Annotated in this window: 21 protein-coding genes; 15 read left to right on the top strand and 6 right to left on the bottom strand. The window is 57.0% G+C overall.

Annotation, left to right across the window (positions count from 1 at the left end; all coding sequences use genetic code 11):
- Positions 1 to 9: 9 nt before the first annotated feature.
- The 4 genes from fucP to nepI all read left to right on the top strand — a co-directional run bounded on the left by fucP (position 10) and on the right by nepI (position 4,209).
- Positions 10 to 1,329, top strand: coding sequence for an L-fucose:H+ symporter permease (fucP, locus tag QMG90_RS00150; RefSeq protein ID WP_038161191.1), 1,320 nt, complete (start codon positions 10 to 12; stop codon positions 1,327 to 1,329).
- Between the two features lie 11 nt (positions 1,330 to 1,340).
- Positions 1,341 to 2,354: an aldose 1-epimerase family protein gene (locus tag QMG90_RS00155; protein ID WP_283282035.1), complete on the top strand. Its 1,014-nt coding sequence runs from the start codon at positions 1,341 to 1,343 to the stop codon at positions 2,352 to 2,354.
- 128 nt (positions 2,355 to 2,482) lie between these two features.
- Positions 2,483 to 2,935 (top strand): DUF1198 domain-containing protein, encoded by a 453-nt coding sequence (locus QMG90_RS00160; protein WP_283282037.1) that lies wholly within the window; start codon positions 2,483 to 2,485, stop codon positions 2,933 to 2,935.
- Between the two features lie 92 nt (positions 2,936 to 3,027).
- Positions 3,028 to 4,209 (top strand): purine ribonucleoside efflux pump NepI, encoded by a 1,182-nt coding sequence (gene nepI / locus QMG90_RS00165; RefSeq protein WP_283282039.1) that lies wholly within the window; start codon positions 3,028 to 3,030, stop codon positions 4,207 to 4,209.
- A 4-nt stretch (positions 4,210 to 4,213) separates the two neighbouring features.
- Here nepI and QMG90_RS00170 read toward each other — a convergent pair whose 3' ends face one another.
- The 4 genes from QMG90_RS00170 to QMG90_RS00185 all read right to left on the bottom strand — a co-directional run bounded on the left by QMG90_RS00170 (position 4,214) and on the right by QMG90_RS00185 (position 8,574).
- Positions 4,214 to 5,119: an EamA family transporter gene (locus QMG90_RS00170; protein WP_283282042.1), complete on the bottom strand. Its 906-nt coding sequence runs from the start codon at positions 5,117 to 5,119 to the stop codon at positions 4,214 to 4,216.
- A 67-nt stretch (positions 5,120 to 5,186) separates the two neighbouring features.
- The gene (gene murP / locus QMG90_RS00175) at positions 5,187 to 6,623 is read right to left on the bottom strand and encodes a PTS N-acetylmuramic acid transporter subunit IIBC (protein ID WP_283282044.1); all 1,437 of its coding nucleotides are present in this window, start codon (positions 6,621 to 6,623) and stop codon (positions 5,187 to 5,189) included.
- Between the two features lie 21 nt (positions 6,624 to 6,644).
- A complete protein-coding gene (gene murQ, locus QMG90_RS00180; RefSeq protein WP_283282046.1) occupies positions 6,645 to 7,547 on the bottom strand; it encodes an N-acetylmuramic acid 6-phosphate etherase in 903 nt (300 codons plus the stop codon).
- A gap of 139 nt (positions 7,548 to 7,686) precedes the next feature.
- On the bottom strand, positions 7,687 to 8,574 hold the full coding sequence (locus QMG90_RS00185; RefSeq protein ID WP_283282048.1) for a LysR substrate-binding domain-containing protein: 888 nt from the start codon (positions 8,572 to 8,574) through the stop codon (positions 7,687 to 7,689).
- A gap of 109 nt (positions 8,575 to 8,683) precedes the next feature.
- Between QMG90_RS00185 and QMG90_RS00190 the strand changes: the two genes are divergently transcribed.
- Entirely contained in the window at positions 8,684 to 9,319 is a 636-nt protein-coding gene (locus QMG90_RS00190) for a pyridoxamine 5'-phosphate oxidase family protein (protein ID WP_283284026.1), read from the top strand.
- Positions 9,312 to 9,782: a nuclear transport factor 2 family protein gene (locus tag QMG90_RS00195; protein WP_283282051.1), complete on the top strand. Its 471-nt coding sequence runs from the start codon at positions 9,312 to 9,314 to the stop codon at positions 9,780 to 9,782. Before QMG90_RS00190 ends, QMG90_RS00195 begins: the two co-directional genes overlap by 8 nt.
- Positions 9,783 to 9,823: 41 nt before the next feature.
- On the opposite strand, the gene argE is transcribed toward QMG90_RS00195, so the two are convergent.
- Positions 9,824 to 10,975: an acetylornithine deacetylase gene (gene argE / locus QMG90_RS00200; RefSeq protein ID WP_283282053.1), complete on the bottom strand. Its 1,152-nt coding sequence runs from the start codon at positions 10,973 to 10,975 to the stop codon at positions 9,824 to 9,826.
- Between the two features lie 88 nt (positions 10,976 to 11,063).
- Between argE and argC the strand changes: the two genes are divergently transcribed.
- From argC to oxyR, 4 genes are all read left to right on the top strand, one after another.
- Positions 11,064 to 12,068, top strand: a complete 1,005-nt coding sequence (gene argC, locus QMG90_RS00205) for an N-acetyl-gamma-glutamyl-phosphate reductase (protein WP_283282055.1) — start codon at positions 11,064 to 11,066, stop codon at positions 12,066 to 12,068.
- Positions 12,069 to 12,074: 6 nt separating this feature from the next.
- Positions 12,075 to 12,851 (top strand): acetylglutamate kinase, encoded by a 777-nt coding sequence (gene argB / locus QMG90_RS00210; RefSeq protein WP_283282057.1) that lies wholly within the window; start codon positions 12,075 to 12,077, stop codon positions 12,849 to 12,851.
- 73 nt (positions 12,852 to 12,924) lie between these two features.
- Positions 12,925 to 14,298: an argininosuccinate lyase gene (argH, locus tag QMG90_RS00215; RefSeq protein WP_283282059.1), complete on the top strand. Its 1,374-nt coding sequence runs from the start codon at positions 12,925 to 12,927 to the stop codon at positions 14,296 to 14,298.
- Between the two features lie 214 nt (positions 14,299 to 14,512).
- Positions 14,513 to 15,430, top strand: a complete 918-nt coding sequence (gene oxyR, locus QMG90_RS00220) for a DNA-binding transcriptional regulator OxyR (protein WP_283282061.1) — start codon at positions 14,513 to 14,515, stop codon at positions 15,428 to 15,430.
- Here the strand turns inward: oxyR and sthA are convergent.
- Positions 15,413 to 16,813 (bottom strand): Si-specific NAD(P)(+) transhydrogenase, encoded by a 1,401-nt coding sequence (gene sthA / locus QMG90_RS00225; protein ID WP_283282063.1) that lies wholly within the window; start codon positions 16,811 to 16,813, stop codon positions 15,413 to 15,415. The two genes, oxyR and sthA, sit on opposite strands and share 18 nt — an antisense overlap.
- Positions 16,814 to 17,010: 197 nt before the next feature.
- On the opposite strand from sthA, the gene fabR reads away from it, so the two are divergent.
- The 5 genes from fabR (at position 17,011) to QMG90_RS00250 (ending at position 21,379) form a co-directional block, all read left to right on the top strand.
- Positions 17,011 to 17,661 (top strand): HTH-type transcriptional repressor FabR, encoded by a 651-nt coding sequence (gene fabR, locus QMG90_RS00230; protein ID WP_038161157.1) that lies wholly within the window; start codon positions 17,011 to 17,013, stop codon positions 17,659 to 17,661.
- Positions 17,661 to 18,020, top strand: a complete 360-nt coding sequence (locus QMG90_RS00235) for a YijD family membrane protein (protein ID WP_283282067.1) — start codon at positions 17,661 to 17,663, stop codon at positions 18,018 to 18,020. The genes fabR and QMG90_RS00235 overlap by 1 nt, the downstream gene beginning before the upstream one ends.
- Positions 18,021 to 18,166: 146 nt before the next feature.
- Positions 18,167 to 19,156, top strand: a complete 990-nt coding sequence (locus QMG90_RS00240; RefSeq protein WP_283282069.1) for a sulfate ABC transporter substrate-binding protein — start codon at positions 18,167 to 18,169, stop codon at positions 19,154 to 19,156.
- A gap of 93 nt (positions 19,157 to 19,249) precedes the next feature.
- Positions 19,250 to 20,005: a CDP-diacylglycerol diphosphatase gene (locus tag QMG90_RS00245; RefSeq protein WP_283282071.1), complete on the top strand. Its 756-nt coding sequence runs from the start codon at positions 19,250 to 19,252 to the stop codon at positions 20,003 to 20,005.
- A 72-nt stretch (positions 20,006 to 20,077) separates the two neighbouring features.
- A complete protein-coding gene (locus QMG90_RS00250) occupies positions 20,078 to 21,379 on the top strand; it encodes an SLC13 family permease (protein WP_283282073.1) in 1,302 nt (433 codons plus the stop codon).
- Positions 21,380 to 21,394 lie beyond the last annotated feature (15 nt).

Raw genomic sequence — 21,394 nt, forward strand, 5'->3', positions numbered from 1 at the left:
GGTAGCACTATGAACGATAAAAACATCGTTCAGATGCCTGACGGGTATCTGAATAAAACCCCTCTGTTCCAGTTTATTTTGTTATCCTGTTTATTTCCATTATGGGGATGCGCCGCTGCGTTAAATGATATTCTCATTACCCAGTTTAAGAGCGTATTTTCACTGAGTAACTTTGCCTCCGCACTGGTGCAAAGTGCGTTTTATGGCGGTTATTTTTTAATTGCTATCCCGGCGTCGTTAGTGATTAAAAATAGCACCTATAAAGTCGCGATATTAATTGGCTTAACGCTTTATATTGTCGGCTGTACGTTGTTTTTCCCGGCCTCGCACATGGCAACCTACACCATGTTCCTGGCGGCGATTTTCGCTATCGCCATCGGTCTGAGCTTCCTTGAGACCGCGGCGAACACCTACAGTTCGATGATTGGTCCGAAACAGTGGGCAACATTGCGCCTGAATATCAGCCAGACCTTCTACCCGATTGGCGCAGCCTCCGGCATCCTGCTGGGTAAATATCTGGTGTTCTCCGAAGGCGAAAGCCTGGAAAAACAGATGGCGGGTATGACGGCGGAGCAGGTACATAACTTCAAAGTGCTGATGCTCGAAAACACCCTCGAACCCTATAAGTACATGATTATGGTGCTGGTGGTTGTGCTGGTGCTGTTCCTGTTTACCCGCTTCCCGAAATGTAAAGTCGAGCAGACCGCCACGCACAAGCGCCCGTCAGCGATGGACACGCTGCGTTATCTGGCGACTAACGCCCGCTTCCGCCGCGGTATTCTCGCGCAGTTCCTGTATGTCGGCATGCAGGTGGCTGTCTGGTCATTCACCATTCGACTGGCGCTGGAACTGGGAGATATCAACGAACGCGACGCCTCAAACTTCATGGTCTACAGCTTCGCCTGCTTCTTCATCGGGAAGTTTATCGCCAACATTCTGATGACGCGCTTCAACCCGGAAAAAGTGCTGATCATGTACTCCGTCGTCGGTGCGCTGTTCCTCGCCTATGTCGCGCTGGTACCGAGCTTCAGCGCGGTGTATGTCGCAGTGCTGGTGAGTGTGCTGTTTGGACCCTGCTGGGCGACGATTTACGCCGGGACACTGGACACCGTTGATAACGAACACACCGAAATGGCGGGTGCCGTTATCGTGATGGCGATTGTCGGCGCGGCGGTAGTTCCGGCCATTCAGGGTTATGTCGCTGACATGTTCCATTCGTTACAGGTTTCCTTCCTGGTGTCGATGCTGTGCTTCGTCTACGTCGGGATCTACTTCTGGCGTGAGCTGAAAGTTCGTCGCACGCTGGGTGAAGAAGCCACGGCATCTTAAGGAGAACGACCATGACAACCCGAATTCCGTTATGGCGCCAGTTGTTTACCGAACAGCCCCGCGTCCTGCTGGAAAACAGCGATTTCTCGGTCACAGCGTTTCGCTATGACAGCGGCATAGAAGGGTTACGCCTGCAAAACAGCCGCGGTCATCTGGTTATTTTGCCGTGGATGGGGCAGATGATCTGGGATGCGCAATTCGACGGTCACGACCTGACGATGCGCAACATGTTCCGCCAGCCTAAACCGGCGAACGAGGTCGTTGAAACCTACGGCTGTTTCGCGTTTCACTCCGGTCTGCTGGCTAACGGCTGCCCGTCGCCGGAAGACACGCACCCGCTGCATGGCGAAATGGCCTGTGCGACCATGGATGATGCCTGGCTGGAGCTTGATGGCGACACGCTGCGCATCGGTGGTGGTTACGAATACGTGATGGGCTTCGGTCATCACTATCACGCAAGCCCGACGGTGGCGCTGCATAAAGCGAGCGCGCTGTTTGATATCACAATGTCGGTGACCAACCTCGCGTCAGTGGCGATGCCGTTGCAGTACATGTGCCACATGAATTACGCCTATGTGCCGCAGGCGACCTTTGCGCAGAATTTCCCTGACGAGGTACTGACGCTACGGGAGTCCGTTCCGGCGCATGTGAAACCGACGCCGCAGTGGCTGGCTTTCAACCAGCGTATTTTGCAGGGCGAGGTATCGCTGAAGACGCTCAATGCGCCAGAGTTCTGCGATCCGGAAATCGTCTTTTTCGGTGATAAGCTCGACCGCTACACCCGAACGCCGGAATTTAAGATGATCGCGCCAGATGGCACCACGTTCGTTACCCGGTTCTCCAGTAACGAGCTGAATTATGTGACGCGCTGGATCCTCTACAACGGCGATCAGCAGGTGGCGGCGTTTGCGCTACCGGCCACCTGTCGCCCGGAAGGGTTCCTGGCAGCGCAACGCAACGGCAGCCTGATCGAACTGGCGCCGCAACAAACCCGCACGTTCCACGTCACCACCGGGGTGATGTGATCCCGTCTTCCTTGAGATTGTCCGTTTTCGCGCGCTTATCATTACGGTAAGCGCGTTTTTTTATCTCCCTGTCGACTTGAAAGGAATTCCCTTTATGATGTGAACGCAGAGACAACGTGAGAGGTTGCATGATCTGGTTGATGTTGGCCACGCTGGTGGTCGTCTTTATTGTGGGATTCCGGGTGCTGACCTCTGATTCCCGCCGTGCTATCCGCCGCCTGAGCGAGCGCCTGGCGATCACGCCGGAGCCGGTGGAATCGATGATCGATCAGATGGGCAAGTCCGCAGGCAACGAATTTCTCCGCTATCTGGAAAGACCGAACGAGGCGCATCTGCAAAACGCGGCGCAGGTGCTGCTGATCTGGCAGGTGTTTATCGTCGATGGCAGCGAACAGAACATGCGCTACTGGCATCGCCTGATGCAAAAAGCGCGGCTGGACGCGCCGATCACCGATGCCCAGCTTCGTCTGGCGCAGGGTTTCCTGCGCGAACTGGAGCCGGACCATTGGGAACTCAACGCCTTCCAGACCCGCTACAATGCGCTGTATCTGCCGGAAGAGGGTGTTCACTGGCTGCACTGAGCCGCCGGAAAAGTTGGCAAAACGTTAAATTCGTCACAGTGAAAATGATACACTGCGCGACCCGCCACCCTTTTCTGGACACCCGATAACCGATGAGTGAATGCGCAGAAAGTAAAAAAACCGCTGATGTGATCTCCCGCGCCAACTGGTCAGCCGTCTTTGCGGTCGCGTTTTGTGTGGCATGCCTGATTACCGTGGAATTTCTGCCAGTCAGCCTGCTGACGCCAATGGCGCAGGATCTCGGCATCACCGAAGGCGTGGCCGGGCAGTCAGTCACTACCACCGCGTTTGTGGCGATGTTCGCCAGCCTGTTTATCACCCATATCATCGGTAAAACCGATCGCCGCTACGTGGTTATCCTCTTCGCCGTGTTACTGACGCTCTCCTGCCTGCTGGTCTCGTTTTCCAACAGTTTTGCCCTGTTGTTACTGGGGCGTGCCTGTCTGGGTCTCGCGCTTGGCGGCTTCTGGGCGATGTCGGCGTCGCTGACGATGCGCCTCGTGCCGTCGCGCGTGGTGCCGAAAGCGTTGTCGGTGATTTTTGGCGCCGTGTCGATTGCGCTGGTGATCGCCGCCCCGCTGGGCAGTTTCCTCGGCGGCATTATCGGCTGGCGCAATGTGTTTAACGGCGCGGCGTTGATGGGGCTGCTGTGCATTGTCTGGGTGGTGAAGGCGCTACCGTCGCTGCCCGGCGAAACGGCGCAGCAGCAGAACATGTTTGGCCTGTTGAAGCGCCCCGGCGTGTTAGCCGGGATGATCGCGATTTTCATGGCCTTTGCCGGTCAGTTCTCGTTTTTCACCTACATTCGCCCGGTGTATATGACCCTGGCGGGCTTTGACGTCGATGGACTGACGCTGGTGCTACTGAGCTTTGGTATCGCCAGTTTCATCGGCACCTCGTTGTCGTCGGTCATTCTTAAGCGTTCAGTGAAAGCTGCACTGGCCTGTGCGCCGCTGGTACTGGCGCTAAGCGCGGTGACGTTGATGTTCTGGGGCCATGACAAAATTGTCGCGTCGGCGGTGGCGATTATCTGGGGCTTTGCGTTTGCGCTGGTGCCGGTCGGCTGGTCAACGTGGATCACTCGCTCGCTCTCCGACCAGGCGGAAAAAGCCGGTTCCATTCAGGTGGCGGTGATCCAATTAGCGAACACCTGCGGAGCCGCGGTCGGCGGTTTTGCGCTCGACCATTTCGGGCTGCTGTCGCCGCTGGCGCTGTCCGGCACGCTGATGCTGCTGACGGCGCTGCTGGTGGCGACGAAGGTGAAGATTAAGTAAGCGCTTACAGCCCCGGTTTCACTCTTCTGCGCGAATCCAGCGAAATCAGGATCACCGAGGAGAGGATCAGCAGCGTACCGAGCCAGTCGAGCAGCGTAAACGTCACGCCTAACAGCAGCAGGGACAGCAGCGCGCTGCTCAGTGGCTCCGTACAGCTCAGAATGCTGGCTTTTGGCCCGCCAATCAACTGCGCGCCTTTCAGATACAGGCTGAAGGTCAGCGCGGTGCCGATCACCACAAAGTAGAAAAAGGCCAGTATCAGATTGCCGGTGATGGCGACCTGCGAACCCTGCGCGGCGTAAAACGGCAACAGTACAATACCACCGAGCAGCATGCTCCAGCCAACAACCGGCAACGTGCCGTAACGAGCGATAAGTGTTGACGGAAATGTGGTGTAAAACGCCGCCGCAAATGCGGAAGCAATGCCCCAGAACAGCGCCGCCGCGGAGACAGAGAGCGATGTCGGGTTACCGTGGGTGACCAGCAAAAACGTGCCAATAAGCGATGTCAGAATCGCAATGATCACCAGCATGCCCGGACGAACGCGTTTCGCCAGCGCAAACCACGCGACAATGATCGTCGGCGAGAGAAACTGCAGCACGGTGGCGGTCGCGGCGTTAGATTTTTCGATGGTCAGCAGGAAGGTCAGTTGTACCGTCAACGCCCCCACCAGCGTGAAAATCAGCAGGCTCAGCGCGTCTTGCCGGTGACGGAAGACGGCGAAAATCTTATCGCCGTGGACAAAAGAGAGCGTTAACAGGATGGTGCCGGCAAACAGCAGACGCGTCATGGTCAGAAACCCTGATGACATCTGGCTCTGCTCCATAATGTACTGCGCACAAACGCCCGAACTGCCCCACAAAATGGCGGCGATCAGCACGTTCATCATCCCTTTTCTGGTGGAGCCCATGATGTCCTCTTCGCTGTTTTCTCTCACTTTTTGTTTCGGAGGACATCATAGCACAGGGATTTCGGCGTCAGCTTAAATCCACATCCTTGCTGCCAAACAGCCAGGTCAGGACAAACCCGCAGAGATAGGCCACGCATAGCCCCGCCGCGTACACCGCCATTCCGGCGAAAATGCCGTGACCGGAGGTCATTAGCGGCAGCGCCACCAGACCCGACGGGCCAAAGACCGTATTCAGCCCTACCGGCAGGCCCATCCACGCCACCATCCCGATGAAGAACCCGCCGCAGGCGCCGCCCAGACAGGCGGTGACAAACGGTTTCATGCGCGGCAGCGTCACACCGTAAATCAGCGGCTCGCCAATGCCGAGGAAGCCGGGGATGATCGCCCCTTTAATCTGTGTACGCAGCAGCGCGCCTGCCTTCGCACGGAAAAAGAGCGCCAGCGCCGCGCCGACCTGCCCCGCGCCCGCCATCGCCAGAATGGTGAACAGCGAGTTGAAGCCCTGGGCGTCCATGAGCGCAAAATAGACAGGTACAAACCCCTGATGCACGCCGAACATCACGGCCAGCAGGAACAGTCCCGCCAGGACCGCCGACCCGAACGGGTTGCCATTAAGATGCAGGAACAGCCACGACATGCCGGTAAACAGATAACCGCCGAGCGGCATGATGACGATAAAAGTGATGGCGCCCATAATCAGTAGCGTGATGGCAGAGGTGAGGATCATATCGAGGTTGGCAGGTATTACGCTGCGCACCCGTTTTTCCACCCATGCGCCCAGCATGGAGGCGATCAGCACGCCGATGATATTGCCGCGTGGATCGATGCCGTGACCGAAGAACGTTGAAATGCCTGAATAAAATCCGCTGGTGGCATCCGGGTTGTAGCCGAGGACAAACAGCGACGCGATAATCGCCCCGTTGACGCCGGAGCCGCCGAAGGCTTTCTGCGCGTTATAGCCAATCAGAATGCTCAGGAAGGTAAACATACCCTTGCTGAATACTTTCATATAACCGATGAGCGCCACCAGCGTGGCGTTGGGATGCGCATTTTCCAGCACGAACATCTGTTCGGCCAGCGTCGCAAAACCGAGCAGCAGCCCGACGGCGATAAACCCGGGAATTAACGGCGTGAAGATAGTGGCGAACTTCGCCAGAAATTTCTGTACGCTGCTGGTTTGCTTGCCCTTCAGCTCCTGCTTTTTGGCGGCCGCCATCTCCTGCAATGACGGGTTGTCGGCGGCGGGCGCGGCGTCGAGCAACTGATTCATCATCTCCGCCGCGGTGTGGGCCTTGCCGGGGCCAAGCACCACCTGGAATTGCTCATCGCTGACAATCACCCCCAACACGCCGTCTATCTGGCGGATGGCGGCTACATCGGCCTGACTGTCATTGCGCAGTGTCAGACGCAGGCGCGTCATGCAGTTCCCGGCCTGCGCCACGTTTCCGGCGCCGCCCACATGGGACAGGATCCGGGCTATCATCTCTTGTGTTATTTTCGCCATTCATGATGTCCTGTGTGGGGTTCAGGCGTGATTCAGCGCCTGACGGATATAGCCGTGATTGTCGGTCAGCAGCGTACGGGCCTCGTCGGCGCTGAGATTCGCCAGCACCATCACGATGGCGGTTTTACAGTGGCGACCGCAGGCGGCCAGTGCCTGTTGCGCCGTGTCGCGCGAGCACTCGGTGGCTTCCATCACAATGGAGACCTGGCGCTCAATCAGCTTCGCATTGGTCGCTTCCACATCCACCATCAGGTTGCTGTAGACCTTGCCGACGCGGATCATGGCGCCTGTAGAGATCATATTCAGCACCAGTTTCTGCGCGGTGCCTGCTTTCAGGCGTGTGGAGCCGGTAACCACTTCCGGGCCGACCACCGGGGTGATGGCGACGTCCGCCAGTTTCGCCATTTCGCCGTGCGGGTTGCAACTGACGATAGCCACAAAGGCGTTGCAGGTTTTCGCGTATTCCATCGCACCAATGACGTACGGCGTGCGCCCACTTGCGGCCAGCCCCACCAGCACGTCGCGTTCGCTGAACTGGATGGCCTGCAGGTCGGCAGCGCCCTGCGCTTTATTGTCTTCAACATTTTCTACTGCGCTGAGAATGGCTTTATGCCCTCCGGCAATCAGCCCCACCACCTGTTCCGGGCGCGTGCCAAACGTCGGCGGGCATTCGCTGGCATCGAGGATCCCCAGCCGCCCGGACGTGCCAGCGCCGATGTAAATCAGACGCCCGCCTGCCTGAATCGCTGCGGCAACGCGATCAACCACCTGCGCGATCTGCGGCAGATAAGGGGTAATGGCGTGCGGCACCTGCTGGTCTTCCTGGTTGATCACCGCCAGCATCGCTTCGGTGGAGAGGGTGTCGATGTCAGCGCTGTTGCTGTTGCGGCGTTCGGTCAGTAACTTACTCAGGTCAATACTCATTTTTACCTCGTTTTTATGCACCTGTGTCATGCTAAGGAATATTATATTCCAAATTGTGGTAGAGCAAATGGAATTAATTATTACAAAGAGGATGACTGAGTATGGATGACCTGTCGAGAGCGCTGAAGTCGATCCATCATTAGGCCGTGCGGGCAATCTGCTGGAGGGCGAGGCGCAGCGCGGGTGCCGCGAAATCGATGAACTTACGCAGCTTCAGCGGCGTGAGATCGCGCGAGGCGTAGAGCAGATGCACCGGCACCGGTGGCGGCTCGAAAGCGTCGAGGATCAGCGACAACTCGCCGCGCCGCAGCCCTTCGATGGCCTGGTAATGCAGCAGTCTTGCCACCCCTGCGCCCAGCCTGGCGGCATCGGCGGCGGTTTCCGGGTTGGTGACTGAGAGCGCCGGACGTTGCTCCTGCGATCGCCAGTAGCTGAACGGCATCGGCGATTCAATACGAATGTACGGCAGCGCCGCGAGAGCCTCTGGTCTGGCGGGGGGGCCGTACTTTTCCAGCAACGCCGGGCTGGCGCAGGTGACGATACGCATCTCTCCGGCGCGGGTCGCCACCATGGAGCTGTCCGGCAACTGACCGATGCGCACGGCCAGATCGATATGTTCGCCAATCAGGTCGACGTTGCGGTCGCTCAGCAGCAGGCGAAGGGTGATTTGCGGATAGCGGGCGAGAAATTCCGTCACCACCGGCAGCACATACAGGCGGCCAAACATTGTCGGGGCGCTGATCGCCAGTTCCCCTTTTGGCTCCTGATATTCCCCGGTAGCGCGCCGTTCGGCGTTTTCCACCTCTTCCAGAATGCGTTGTGCTGCCGCGACGTAATCCACACCGGCATCCGTCAGCGTAAGTTTGCGGGTGGTGCGCGTCAGCAGGCGCACGCCGAGACGGTTTTCCAGCTCGGCAATATTGCGGCTGACAGTGGTTAGCGGTGTATTCAGCGCCCGCGCCACTGCCGACATGCTGCCCAGTTCGCTGACTTTCACCAGCAGCGCCATGGCTTCAAGACGATCCATGATTCTCCCGTTTTTCGGAAAGATGTTTGCTGAACTCTCAGTATTATCATTTGTGCTGGCAGAGTCCATCATCGCGACAGAAGACAACAACGTAATGCAGAGGTGAATGATGGCCCTGGGATTTCTCGACATCGCCATGACACCGGACGTGATGGACGTTCAGCATGAAATGGGCAGCGATGCGCTGTGGCAGCACCCGCGTCCCGGGCGGACCTCTGACCGGTTTACTGCCAGCGAAGAAGCGATGATTGCCAGTCGCGACAGTTTTTACATGGCAACGGTGTCACAAAGTGGCTGGCCGTACCTTCAGCACCGCGGCGGGCCGGCAGGGTTTCTGCGAATGATTGACGACCAGACCCTGGCGATGGCCGATTTCAGTGGCAACCGGCAGTACATCACTAGCGGAAACCTGCGTGGCAGTGATCGCGCCTGTTTGTTTTTGATGGATTACCCGCGCCGTGCCAGGCTGAAAATCTATGCCACTGTGGAAGTGTTCGCGCCGGAAGCGGCACCGGAACTGCTGGCGCAGGTAACGCTGCCTGACTATCGCGCACGCATTGAGCGGGTGTATCTGTTTCACCTGATGGCGTTTGACTGGAACTGTCCGCAGCACATTACGCCGCGCTACACCACGCAGCAGGTGGCTGAATACAGCCAGACGCTGCAAACACGCATCGCGGAGCTGGAACACGAAAACCAGCAGCTAAAAGAGAAATTAATGTCGAAGGGAGAAGATCATGTCTGAACAACGACCCCCGCTGCCGCCGTTTACGCGGGAGAGCGCTATCCAGAAAGTGCGTGCTGCCGAAGATGGCTGGAACAGCCGCGATCCACAGAAAGTATCGCTGGCCTACTCGCCGGACAGCGTCTGGCGCAACCGCAGCGATTTCGTCACCGGGCGCGAGGAGATTGTCGAATTCCTCGCCCGCAAGTGGCGCCGCGAACAGGAATATCGCCTGATTAAAGAGATCTGGGCGTACAGCGATAACCGTATCGCCGTCCGTTTTGCCTATGAATGGCACGACGACAGCGGTAACTGGTTCCGCTCCTACGGCAACGAGAACTGGGAATTTGACGAGAACGGCCTGATGCGCAAGCGCTTCGCCAGCATCAACGATTTGCCGATTGCCGAAAGCGAGCGCCTGTTCCACTGGCCGCAGGGGCGTCGCCCAGACGACCATCCAGGGTTAAGCGACCTGGGGTTGTAAATCATCACGCCGCCCTGTCCCCGCAGGAAAAGGGCGGGCGGTCAGTGCCAGCAAAAGTGATGCACCACCTGGGTGATCAGCTCACGCGTGGGTTTGATAAATCGCGTGTCGAGGTATTCATCCGGCTGATGCGCCTGATTAATGGAGCCCGGGCCGAGCACCAGCGTCGGACAGCGGGTCTGAATAAACGGCGCTTCGGTACAGTAATTCACCACGTCGGTGTGCGTACCAAGCAGCTTTTCCACCACCTGCACCAGCTGATGATCCGGCGGACATTCGTAGCCGGGGATCGGCGGGTGCAGCTCCGACACCGTCAGTCTGCCCGGCCAGCGCTCGCTGACCGGTGCCAGCGCCTCGTTCAGCAGGCCGTTTAAATCTGCCAGCGTCATGCCCGGTAACGGACGAATATCCATATGCAGCTCACAGCAGGCGCAAATGCGGTTTGACGCATCACCACCGTGAATCGCACCGAGGTTGAGCGTCGGGTACGGCACCGTGAAGGCATCGTAGTGATAACGCGATTTCAGATCATCGCGCAGATGCAGAATATGGCCGATGGCGTCGTGCATCAGCTCAATGGCATTCACCCCGCGCGCCGGATCGCTGGAATGGCCTGACTGGCCGAGCACTCGCACGGCGGTGGAGATGTGGCCTTTATGGGCGCGCACTGGCTGCAGCGAGGTCGGTTCACCGATGATGGCGCAGTCCGGGCGCAAAGCGGTGGTTTCCGCAAAATAACGCGCCCCCGCCATGCTGGTTTCTTCGTCGGCAGTCGCCAGGATGTAGAGCGGTTTTTTTAACTGCGTCACGTCAACGTCACGCAGGGCATCAAGAATAAAGGCAAAGAACCCTTTCATGTCTGCGGTACCGAGACCGTAGAGCTTGTTGTCATGTTCGGTCAGCGTAAAGGGATCGCGCGTCCAGCGTCCGTCGTCAAAGGGGACGGTATCCGTGTGTCCTGCGAGCAACAGTCCGCCAGCACCACTGCCGGTACTGGCCAGTAGGTTGAATTTATTGCGCGTTCCCGGTACCGGCTGTACCTCGACGGTGAACCCGAGAGAGGTGAACCAGTCGGCCAGCAGATTGATTAAAGTCGCATTACTCTGATCGAGCGCTTCTTCCGTTGCGCTGATCGAGGGAGTGGCGATTAATGCGCGATAAATCTCGAGAAATGGCGGTAAATCGTTTTTCATTGTTGACACACCTCAGGTCATGATAGTATCAATATTCATGCAAAATTAGTGAATAAAAATACATTATCGTTGAGCTTAAAGGAACCCGATGTTGAATACGCTGATTGTAGGCGCCAGCGGTTATGCAGGTGCTGAGCTGGTGAGTTACATAAATCGTCATCCGCATATGAACATAACCGCTTTGACGGTCTCAGCGCAAAGCAATGATGCAGGAAAGTTAATATCTGATTTGCATCCGCAGCTGAAAGGCGTGGTGGATCTGCCATTGCAGCCGATGTCAGACATCAGCGAATTTAGCGGCGGCGTGGACGTGGTGTTTCTCGCCACCGCCCACGAAGTCAGCCACGATCTGGCGCCGCAGTTCCTCGCCGTCGGTTGTGTGGTGTTCGATCTCTCAGGGGCGTTTCGCGTCAACGATGCCACCTTCTATGAAAAATTCTACGGTTTCACTCATCAGCACCCGGAATGGCTGGCGCAGGCTGCCTACGGACTGGCGGAGTGGAACGGCGATGCAGTGAAAGAGGCGAATCTGATCGCGGTGCCGGGCTGTTACCCGACGGCGGCACAGCTGGCGTTGAAACCGCTGATTGATGCCGGGGTGCTCAATCTGAACCAGTGGCCGGTGATCAACGCCACCAGCGGCGTCAGCGGCGCGGGGCGTAAAGCCGCGATGTCCAACAGTTTCTGCGAAGTGAGCCTGCAGCCGTACGGCATTTTTAACCATCGCCATCACCCGGAAATCACCACCCATTTGAGGGCGGAAGTGATTTTCACGCCGCATCTGGGTAACTTTAAGCGCGGGATCCTCGAAACCATCACCTGCCGTCTGAACGCAGGCGTGACCCGTCCGCGTATTGCTGAGATCTATCAGCAGGCGTATGCCAGCAAACCGCTGGTGCGCCTGTATGACACCGGCGTCCCGACGCTGAAAGGCGTCGAGGGGCTGCCGTTCTGCGACATTGGCTTTGCAGTGGATGGCGAACATCTGATTATCGTGGCAGCAGAAGATAACCTGCTGAAAGGCGCCGCGGCTCAGGCGGTACAATGCGCAAACATTCGTTTCGGCTACCCCGAAACACAGTCTCTTCTTTAAGGTGTGATGATGAATCCTTTAATTATCAAACTCGGTGGTGTACTGCTGGATAGTGAAGAGGCGCTGGAGCGCCTGTTTACCGCGCTGGTTAATTATCGTGAATCTCATCAGCGTCCGCTGGTTATTGTTCACGGTGGTGGTTGCGTAGTGGATGAGCTGATGAAACAGCTTAACCTGCCGGTGAAAAAGAAAAACGGCCTGCGCGTCACGCCTGCCGATCAGATAGACATCATCACCGGCGCGCTGGCGGGAACGGCAAATAAAACGCTGCTGGCATGGGCGAAAAAGCACCATATTCCGTCCGTCGGCCTCTATCTTGGCGATGGCGACAGCGTAAAAGTGACCCAGCTCGATGAAGCGCTCGGCCATGTTGGACTGGCGCAGCCGGGTTCGCCTGCGCTGATTACCTCGCTGCTGGATGGCGGTTTTCTGCCGGTGGTCAGCTCCATTGGCGTCACTGACGAAGGGCAACTGATGAACGTCAACGCTGATCAGGCGGCGACGGCGCTGGCGGCGACACTGGGTGCGGATCTTATCCTGCTGTCGGACGTCAGCGGTATTCTGGACGGTAAAGGCCAGCGCATCGCCGAAATGACCGCCGCCAAAGCGGAACAACTGATTGACCAGGGTATCATCACCGACGGTATGATTGTGAAAGTGAACGCGGCGCTGGATGCGGCCCGTGCGCTTGGTCGCCCGGTGGATATCGCCTCGTGGCGGCATGCGGACCAGCTTCCGGCGCTGTTCAACGGCACGCCGATTGGCACACGTATTCTGGCGTAAGATTTATTGCATATCTGTAGGCCCGGTAAGCACAGCGCCACCGGGCAAAACTCACGATTAAAGGAAGCAAGTTATGGCACTTTGGGGCGGGCGTTTTACTCAGGCAGCGGATCAACGGTTCAAACAGTTCAACGACTCTTTGCGCTTTGACTATCGCCTGGCGGAGCAGGATATCGTTGGCTCTGTGGCCTGGTCGAAAGCGCTGGTGACAGTGGGTGTGTTGACCGCAGACGAGCAGCAGCAACTGGAAGCGGCGCTGAACGTGCTGCTGGAAGAGGTTCAGGCGAACCCGCAGCAAATTCTCGACAGTGACGCGGAAGATATTCACAGCTGGGTGGAAGGGAAACTCATCGACAAAGTCGGTCAGTTGGGTAAAAAACTGCACACCGGCCGCAGCCGTAACGACCAGGTCGCCACCGATCTCAAACTGTGGTGCAAAGATACCGTTGGCGAACTGCTGACGGCGAACCGCCAGTTACAAAGCGCGCTGGTGGACACGGCGCAGAGCAATCAGGACGCGGTGATGCCGGGTTACACGCACCTGCAACGCGCCCAGCCGGTGACCTTTGCGCACTGGTGTCTGGCTTATGTCGAAATGCTGGCGCGTGATGAAAGCCGTCTGCAGGACGCGCTGAAGCGTCTGGATGTCAGCCCGCTGGGCTGCGGTGCGCTGGCGGGAACGGCGTATGAAATTGACCGTGAGCAACTGGCTGGCTGGCTCGGTTTCGCCTCGGCGACCCGCAACAGCCTCGACAGCGTTTCCGACCGCGACCACGTGCTGGAACTGCTGTCTGACGCGTCCATCGGCATGGTGCATCTGTCGCGCTTTGCTGAAGATCTGATTTTCTTTAACTCTGGCGAAGCCGGGTTTGTTGAGCTGTCTGACCGGGTGACCTCCGGCTCGTCGCTGATGCCGCAGAAGAAAAACCCGGACGCGCTGGAGCTCATCCGCGGCAAATGCGGTCGCGTGCAGGGCGCGCTGACCGGCATGATGATGACCCTGAAAGGGCTGCCGCTGGCCTACAACAAAGACATGCAGGAAGACAAAGAGGGGCTGTTCGACGCGCTCGACACCTGGCTTGATTGCCTGCATATGGCGGCGCTGGTGCTGGACGGCATTCAGGTGAAACGCCCGCGTTGCCAGGAAGCGGCGCAGCAGGGTTACGCGAATGCCACTGAGCTGGCGGATTACCTGGTGGCGAAAGGCGTACCGTTCCGCGAAGCGCACCACATTGTGGGTGAAGCGGTGGTCGAAGCGATTCGTCAGGGTAAACCGCTGGAAGCGCTGGCGCTGGCGGATCTGCAAAAATTCAGCAGCGTGATTGGCGACGATGTCTACCCAATCCTGTCGTTGCAGTCCTGTCTTGACAAGCGTGCAGCAAAAGGCGGCGTCTCACCGGCGCAAGTAGCGCAGGCCATTGCCGCAGCAAAAGCGCGTCTGGTATAGCGTTCAGGCAAAAAAAGCGGACCACGGGGTCCGCAAAAGTTCACGTTGGCTTTAGTTATTAGAGAGAAACTCTCTGAACGGGCGGTGGCTTCAAGGGTTAACGAGATACCGCTTCGTTTCTGGGTGTATTATTGAACAGAAAGCTTGATAGGGATAATCGTTCGTTGCTATGCTACCTATCGCCATGAACTATCATGGCGATGGAGGATGAATAATGAATATTCGTGATCTTGAATACCTGGTAGCGTTAGCCGAACACCGCCATTTCCGTCGTGCCGCAGATTCCTGCCACGTCAGCCAGCCCACCCTGAGCGGGCAGATTCGTAAGCTGGAAGATGAGCTGGGTGTGATGCTGCTGGAACGCACCAGCCGTAAAGTGCTGTTCACCCAGGCAGGTTTGCTGCTGGTGGATCAGGCGCGGACTGTGCTGCGTGAGGTCAAAGTGCTCAAGGAGATGGCGAGTCAGCAGGGAGAAACCATGTCCGGGCCGTTGCATATTGGCCTGATACCTACCGTCGGTCCTTATCTGTTGCCGCAGATTATCCCGATGCTGCACCAGACCTTCCCGAAACTCGAAATGTACCTCCACGAAGCGCAAACGCATCAACTGCTGGCGCAACTGGACAGCGGTAAACTCGACTGTGCCATTCTGGCGCTGGTGAAAGAGAGTGAAGCGTTTATTGAAGTCCCGCTGTTCGATGAGCCGATGCTGCTGGCGATCTACGAAGATCACCCGTGGGCGAATCGCGAGCGTGTCGCCATGTCCGATCTGGCCGGTGAAAAGCTGTTGATGCTGGAAGACGGGCACTGCCTGCGTGATCAGGCGATGGGTTTCTGCTTTGAAGCGGGCGCTGACGAAGACACGCATTTCCGCGCGACCAGTCTGGAAACGCTGCGCAACATGGTGGCTGCCGGTAGCGGCATCACGCTGTTGCCCGCACTGGCCGTGCCGCAGGAACGTAAACGCGACGGCGTGATTTATCTGCCGTGCATTAAGCCGGAACCGAAACGTACGGTGGGTCTGGTTTATCGTCCTGGATCACCGCTGCGCAGCCGCTATGAGCAGTTGGCAGAGGCCATCCGTGGTGCGATGGATGGCCATTTCGATAAGCCGTTAAAAGAGGCGGTTTAAGCCGTTCAGCGCCGCTACCCGATAGGCTTCCGCCATGGTCGGGTAGTTGAAGGTGGTGTTAACGAAGTATTCAATGGTGTTGCCACCACCTTTCTGCTCCATAATCGCCTGACCGATGTGAATAATCTCGGCTGCGCGCTCGCCAAAGCAGTGAATGCCCAGAATCTCTTTCGTCTCACGGTGGAAGAGAATTTTGAGCGTCCCGACGTTCATTCCAACAATTTGCGCCCGCGCCAGATGCTTAAACTGCGCGCGTCCCACTTCGTATGGCACTTTCATCGCCGTCAGTTGCTGCTCGGTTTTGCCGACCGAGCTGATTTCCGGAATGGTATAGATGCCGGTGGGAATGTCTTCCACCAGATGCGCGGTGGCTTCGCCTTTGATCATCGCCTGTGCGGCAATGCGACCCTGATCGTATGCTGCTGAGGCGAGGCTCGGGTAGCCGATCACGTCGCCCACCGCATAGATGTGCGGCAGCGCAGTCTGGTACATGCTGTTGACCTTCAGTTGGCCGCGGTTGTCCGCTTCCAGACCGATGTTTTCCAGCGCCAGCGAGTCGGTATTACCGGTTCGTCCGTTAGCATACAGCAGGCAGTCGGCTTTGAGTTTTTTCCCGGATTTCAGGTGCATGATGACACCGTCATCCGTCCCTTCAATTTTCTCGTACTCTTCATTGTGGCGAATGACCACGCCGCTGTTCCAGAAGTGGTAAGAGAGGGAATCCGACATCTCCTGATCGAGAAACGCCAGCAGACGGTCGCGGGTGTTGATCAGATCTACTTTCACGCTCATTCCGCGGAAGATAGACGCATATTCGCAGCCGATCACCCCGGCGCCGTAGATAATCACGTGGCGCGGTTCGTGGTGCATCGACAGGATAGAGTCGCTGTCATAAATGCGCGGATGCGAAAAATCAACATCGTTCGGGTGGTACGGGCGCGAGCCGCAGGCGATAACAAACTTGTCTGCAGTGACCGTTTCGACGGAGCCGTCGTGGCACTCCAGCGCCAGGGTGTGTTCGTCAACGAAATGGGCGTTGCCCTGCAAAATCTCGCAGTGGTTGCGCTCATAAAAACCTTGCCGCATCTGCGTTTGCTGATTAATGACGCTGTCGGCGTGATTGAGGATATCGGCAAAAGAGGAGCGGAGGAGTCGGGTGTGATCGCTGTAGAGGGGGTTCTGGTTGAATTCGATGATGCGGCTGACCGCGTGTCGCAGCGCCTTCGACGGGATAGTCCCCCAGTGAGTACAACCGCCGCCGACGTTATGATAACGCTCAATAACGGCGACACGGGCTCCCTGCTTCACCAGACCCATTGCAGCACCTTCGCCGCCGGGGCCGGAACCTATCACAATTGCATCATAATCGTAGGAATGTGGCATGGTAAGGCTTACCTGTTCTTATACATAAAAGCAACAGAATAATAACATCATCAGCGCGATAACCCAATTATCGTTGTGCTTTTTTGCCGCGCGAAAGCACATACAGCGCGTAAACAATCATTCACAAAGCTGTGCAAATCACGTAGCGTTATTCTCTGGTATAGTGCCAGCAGGGCCTTTGGAAGGATTCAGACATCGTGATGGGCGTAAGAGCGCAACAAAAAGAGAAAACCCGGCGTTCGCTGGTCGAAGCCGCATTTAGTCAGTTAAGCGCTGAGCGCAGTTTCGCAAGCCTGAGCCTGCGCGAAGTGGCGCGCGAGGCCGGGATTGCGCCAACTTCTTTCTACCGGCATTTCCGTGACGTGGATGAGCTTGGGCTAACGATGGTCGACGAAAGCGGTCTGATGCTGCGCCAGCTGATGCGGCAGGCGCGTCAACGCATTGCCAAAGGCGGCAGCGTGATCCGCACCTCCGTCTCCACATTTATGGAATTTATTAGTAATAACCCTAACGCCTTCCGCTTATTGTTGCGCGAACGTTCCGGAACATCTCCCGCGTTTCGTGCCGCTGTCGCGCGTGAAATTCAGCACTTTATTGCGGAACTCGCGGACTATCTGGAAATCGAAAACCATATGCCGCGCGCCTTTACCGAAGCACAGGCTGAAGCGATGGTCACCATCGTGTTCAGCGCAGGCGCGGAGGCGCTGGATGTTGGCGCGGAACAGCGTCGGCAATTAGAAGAGCGACTGGTTTTACAGCTGCGGATGATCTCCAAAGGCGCGTATTACTGGTATCGCCGGGAGCAGGAAAAGAGTTCACATCATTCCGACCAGGTGAAGGAAAAGTAATGAAACAGTCAGTGCAGGATAAAGGTACGCTCTTGCTGGCCCTGGTTGCCGGCTTATCGATCAACGGTACATTTTCAGCGGTTTTTAGCTCCATTGTACCTTTCTCCATTTTCCCGATTATCTCGCTGTTGCTGGCGGCTTATTGCCTGCATCAGCGCTATCAGAACCGCACCATGCCGGTCGGCCTGCCGGGTCTGGCCGCGGCTTTTTTTATCCTTGGTGTGCTGCTTTACAGCACCGTCGTGCGCGCAGAATACCCGGATATCGGCTCTAACTTCCTGCCAGCCGTGTTGTCGGTGGTGATGGTATTCTGGATTGGTTTCCGTCTGCGCAGCCGCAAAGACGACATTTCAGAATAACCCTGAAAACCCCCGCGATGCAGCCGGGGGTTTTTATTTCTCTGATTTATGCTCTCAGGTTATAGCAAATCTTTTTTTATTCTTTAATCATTGGATCGCTTTCTGGCAGGCTGTTTTCATCACAACACAGCATAAGAGAGCGGGCGATGAAAAAGTGGCATTTGGGGTTAACGCTTTTGCTGGTCTCTACCAGCATTCTGGCAAAGGATATTCAGTTACTAAACGTATCGTATGATCCGACACGCGAACTGTACGAGCAATACAACAAAGCGTTCAGCGCACACTGGAAACAGGAAACCGGCGATAACGTCGTCATTCGCCAGTCACATGGCGGGTCTGGTAAACAGGCCACGTCGGTGATCAACGGTCTTGAAGCGGACGTGGTCACCCTCGCGCTGGCCTATGACGTTGACGCCATTGCCGAGCGCGGGCGCATCGATAAAAACTGGATCAAACGCCTGCCGGATAACTCCGCGCCGTACACCTCCACCATCGTTTTCCTGGTGCGTAAAGGCAACCCGAAACAGATCCACGACTGGAACGATTTGATTAAGCCGGGCGTGTCGATTATCACCCCGAACCCGAAAAGCTCCGGTGGCGCACGCTGGAACTATCTGGCGGCCTGGGGCTATGCGCTGCACCATAACAACGGTGATCAGGCAAAAGCGCAGGAATTCGTGAAAGCGCTGTTTAAAAATGTGGAAGTGCTGGATTCCGGCGCTCGCGGCGCCACCAACACCTTCGTAGAACGCGGTATCGGCGATGTGCTGATTGCCTGGGAAAACGAAGCGCTGCTGGCAACTAACGAGCTGGGTAAAGACAAATTTGAAATCGTTACCCCGAGCGAGTCGATTCTGGCTGAGCCGACCGTTTCTGTCGTCGACAAAGTCGCCGAGAAAAAAGGGACTCAGGCAGTGGCGGAAGCTTACCTGAAATATCTCTATTCACCGGAAGGTCAGGAGATTGCCGCGAAGAACTTCTATCGCCCGCGCGATCCGGCGATAGCGAAAAAATATGACAGCGCATTCCCGAAACTGAAACTGTTCACTATTGATGAAGAGTTCGGCGGCTGGACGAAAGCGCAGAAAGAGCACTTCTCCAGTGGCGGTACCTTCGACCAGATCAGCAAGCGATAAATACGGAAAAAGTATGCGGCCCTGCGGGGCCGTTTTTATTTGGTCATCATTATGCTGTACTCTTCCGGTTCGCCTTCAACCAGAGAAAGCACAATGAGAAGAATACGACGTATATTGCTGGTGTTGCTGATTATCGTGGTGGCTGCCATCGCTGGCGGCTGGTTCTGGCTGCATTCCGGCAACCCCGACGCGCTGCGTGACAAAGTATTAGGTGAATGCGTGCCCAGGGCGCAACAGCAGCAGCCGACCGCGCCCTGTGACGAGGTGAATTTGCAGGGCGGCTATGTCCTGTTCAAAGATCGCAACGGTCCGTTGCAGTATCTGTTGATGCCAACGTACCGTATCAACGGCACCGAAAGCCCGTTGCTGCTCGACCCACGAACCCCGAACTTTTTCTGGCAGGCATGGCAGGGGCGTAACATGCTGAGCAAACGTCGCGGCGCGCCGGTACCGGATGAGGCCGTCTCACTGGCGATCAACTCGCGCATTGGCCGGACGCAGAACCATTTCCATATTCATATTTCCTGCCTGCGAAAAGATATCCGCGAACAGCTTAACGGCGACATGGCGTCCATTAGCACGCGCTGGCTGCCGCTGCCGGGCGGGCTAATGGGCCATGAATATCTGGCACGACGGGTCACGGAAACCGAACTGGCGCAGCGCAGCCCGTTCCTGATGCTGGCGGAAGAGGTGCCGGAAGCGCGCGAACATATGGGACGTTTTGCGCTGGCGATGGTGCAACAGAGCGATGGCACCTTTGTGCTGCTTGCCACCGAGCGCAATCTGCTGACATTCAACCTGGCGTCTTCGGAAGAAATTCAGGATCATCAATGCGATATTCTGCAATAACTCACTAACTCTGGCATTTACCTGTCTCTCCTGTCGTCGTATTCTTGCTGAAAAAAACGACAGGAGACAGGCATGTCCTGGTTTTCACACCCTCTGTTCCTCCCTTCTCTGATTGTTGGCGTCACCATCCTGTTATGGGCGACGTCGCTATTGCCGGAATTCATCACCGCGCTGCTGTTCTTTACGGTAGCGATGATGGCAAAAGTTGCCCCGGCAGAGATGATTTTCGGCGGCTTCGCCTCTTCCGCCTTCTGGCTGGTGTTCAGCGGGTTTGTCCTCGGGATCGCCATTCGTAAAACCGGGCTGGCCGACCGGGCGGCGCGCGCGTTGTCGGCGCGGCTGACTGACTCGTGGCTGCAAATGGTCGCCAGCGTGGTGTTGCTCAGCTATGCGCTGGCGTTTGTCATGCCGTCGAACATGGGGCGCATTGCCTTGTTAATGCCGGTAGTGGCGGCGATGGCGGCCCGCGCCGGTATCCATGAAAACACCCGCGCCTGGTACGGGCTGGCGCTGGCGGTTGGTTTCGGTACCTTCCAGCTCTCTGCCACCATCCTGCCGGCAAACGTGCCGAATCTGGTGATGAGCGGGGCGGCGGAAGGCTCTTACGGTGTTCATCTCAACTACGTTCCCTATCTGTTGCTGCATACGCCGGTGCTGGGGTGGCTGAAAGGCATGATTTTGATTGGCCTGATTTGCTGGCTGTTTCCAGGTAAACCGCACGCGCCGCGCGAGCTGACGCCCCCGCCGCCGATGAGCGCGGACGAAAAACGGCTGGCCTGGATGCTCGCGGTGGTGCTGACCCTGTGGGTCACCGAGAGCTGGCACGGCATTGGCCCCGCATGGACCGGGCTTGCCGCTGCTTGTGTGACGCTGCTGCCGCGCATCGGGTTTATCAGCGGAGAAGAGTTCTCGACCGGCGTGAATATTCGCACCTGCATTTACGTCGCCGGGATCCTCGGGCTTGCCATTATTGTCACGCAAACCGGTATTGGTGATGCGGTGGGCGATGCGCTACTGAAGGTAATGCCGCTTGACCCGCAACGTCCATTCGTCAGCTTCCTGGCATTGACCGGGATCACCACGGCACTGAACTTCATCATGACCGCTAACGGCGTACCGGCGCTGTATACGACGTTTGCGCAGAGCTTTTCCGATGCCACCGGATTCCCGCTGTTAAGCGTGATCATGATTCAGGTGCTGGGGTATTCCACACCGCTGTTGCCATATCAGGCGTCGCCGATTGTGGTGGCGATGGGGTTAGGAAAGGTGCCTGCGCGGGCGGGGATGATGCTGTGTGTGGCGCTGGCGTTAGCGAGCTATCTGATTCTGCTGCCGCTGGATTATCTGTGGTTCAGGATGTTGGGTCAGTTGTAGTGGTTTTGTAGGGCG

Source organism: Trabulsiella odontotermitis, assembly GCF_030053895.1.
GTDB lineage: Bacteria > Pseudomonadota > Gammaproteobacteria > Enterobacterales > Enterobacteriaceae > Trabulsiella > Trabulsiella odontotermitis_C.

Coding starts and splice junctions, on each gene's coding strand:
- fucP (WP_038161191.1), top strand. CDS start 10: ATGAACGATAAAAACATCGTTCAGATGCCTGACGGGTATCTGAATAAA.
- QMG90_RS00155 (WP_283282035.1), top strand. CDS start 1,341: ATGACAACCCGAATTCCGTTATGGCGCCAGTTGTTTACCGAACAGCCC.
- QMG90_RS00160 (WP_283282037.1), top strand. CDS start 2,483: ATGATCTGGTTGATGTTGGCCACGCTGGTGGTCGTCTTTATTGTGGGA.
- nepI (WP_283282039.1), top strand. CDS start 3,028: ATGAGTGAATGCGCAGAAAGTAAAAAAACCGCTGATGTGATCTCCCGC.
- QMG90_RS00170 (WP_283282042.1), bottom strand. CDS start 5,119: ATGGGCTCCACCAGAAAAGGGATGATGAACGTGCTGATCGCCGCCATT.
- murP (WP_283282044.1), bottom strand. CDS start 6,623: ATGGCGAAAATAACACAAGAGATGATAGCCCGGATCCTGTCCCATGTG.
- murQ (WP_283282046.1), bottom strand. CDS start 7,547: ATGAGTATTGACCTGAGTAAGTTACTGACCGAACGCCGCAACAGCAAC.
- QMG90_RS00185 (WP_283282048.1), bottom strand. CDS start 8,574: ATGGATCGTCTTGAAGCCATGGCGCTGCTGGTGAAAGTCAGCGAACTG.
- QMG90_RS00190 (WP_283284026.1), top strand. CDS start 8,684: ATGGCCCTGGGATTTCTCGACATCGCCATGACACCGGACGTGATGGAC.
- QMG90_RS00195 (WP_283282051.1), top strand. CDS start 9,312: ATGTCTGAACAACGACCCCCGCTGCCGCCGTTTACGCGGGAGAGCGCT.
- argE (WP_283282053.1), bottom strand. CDS start 10,975: ATGAAAAACGATTTACCGCCATTTCTCGAGATTTATCGCGCATTAATC.
- argC (WP_283282055.1), top strand. CDS start 11,064: ATGTTGAATACGCTGATTGTAGGCGCCAGCGGTTATGCAGGTGCTGAG.
- argB (WP_283282057.1), top strand. CDS start 12,075: ATGATGAATCCTTTAATTATCAAACTCGGTGGTGTACTGCTGGATAGT.
- argH (WP_283282059.1), top strand. CDS start 12,925: ATGGCACTTTGGGGCGGGCGTTTTACTCAGGCAGCGGATCAACGGTTC.
- oxyR (WP_283282061.1), top strand. CDS start 14,513: ATGAATATTCGTGATCTTGAATACCTGGTAGCGTTAGCCGAACACCGC.
- sthA (WP_283282063.1), bottom strand. CDS start 16,813: ATGCCACATTCCTACGATTATGATGCAATTGTGATAGGTTCCGGCCCC.
- QMG90_RS00235 (WP_283282067.1), top strand. CDS start 17,661: ATGAAACAGTCAGTGCAGGATAAAGGTACGCTCTTGCTGGCCCTGGTT.
- QMG90_RS00240 (WP_283282069.1), top strand. CDS start 18,167: ATGAAAAAGTGGCATTTGGGGTTAACGCTTTTGCTGGTCTCTACCAGC.
- QMG90_RS00245 (WP_283282071.1), top strand. CDS start 19,250: ATGAGAAGAATACGACGTATATTGCTGGTGTTGCTGATTATCGTGGTG.
- QMG90_RS00250 (WP_283282073.1), top strand. CDS start 20,078: ATGTCCTGGTTTTCACACCCTCTGTTCCTCCCTTCTCTGATTGTTGGC.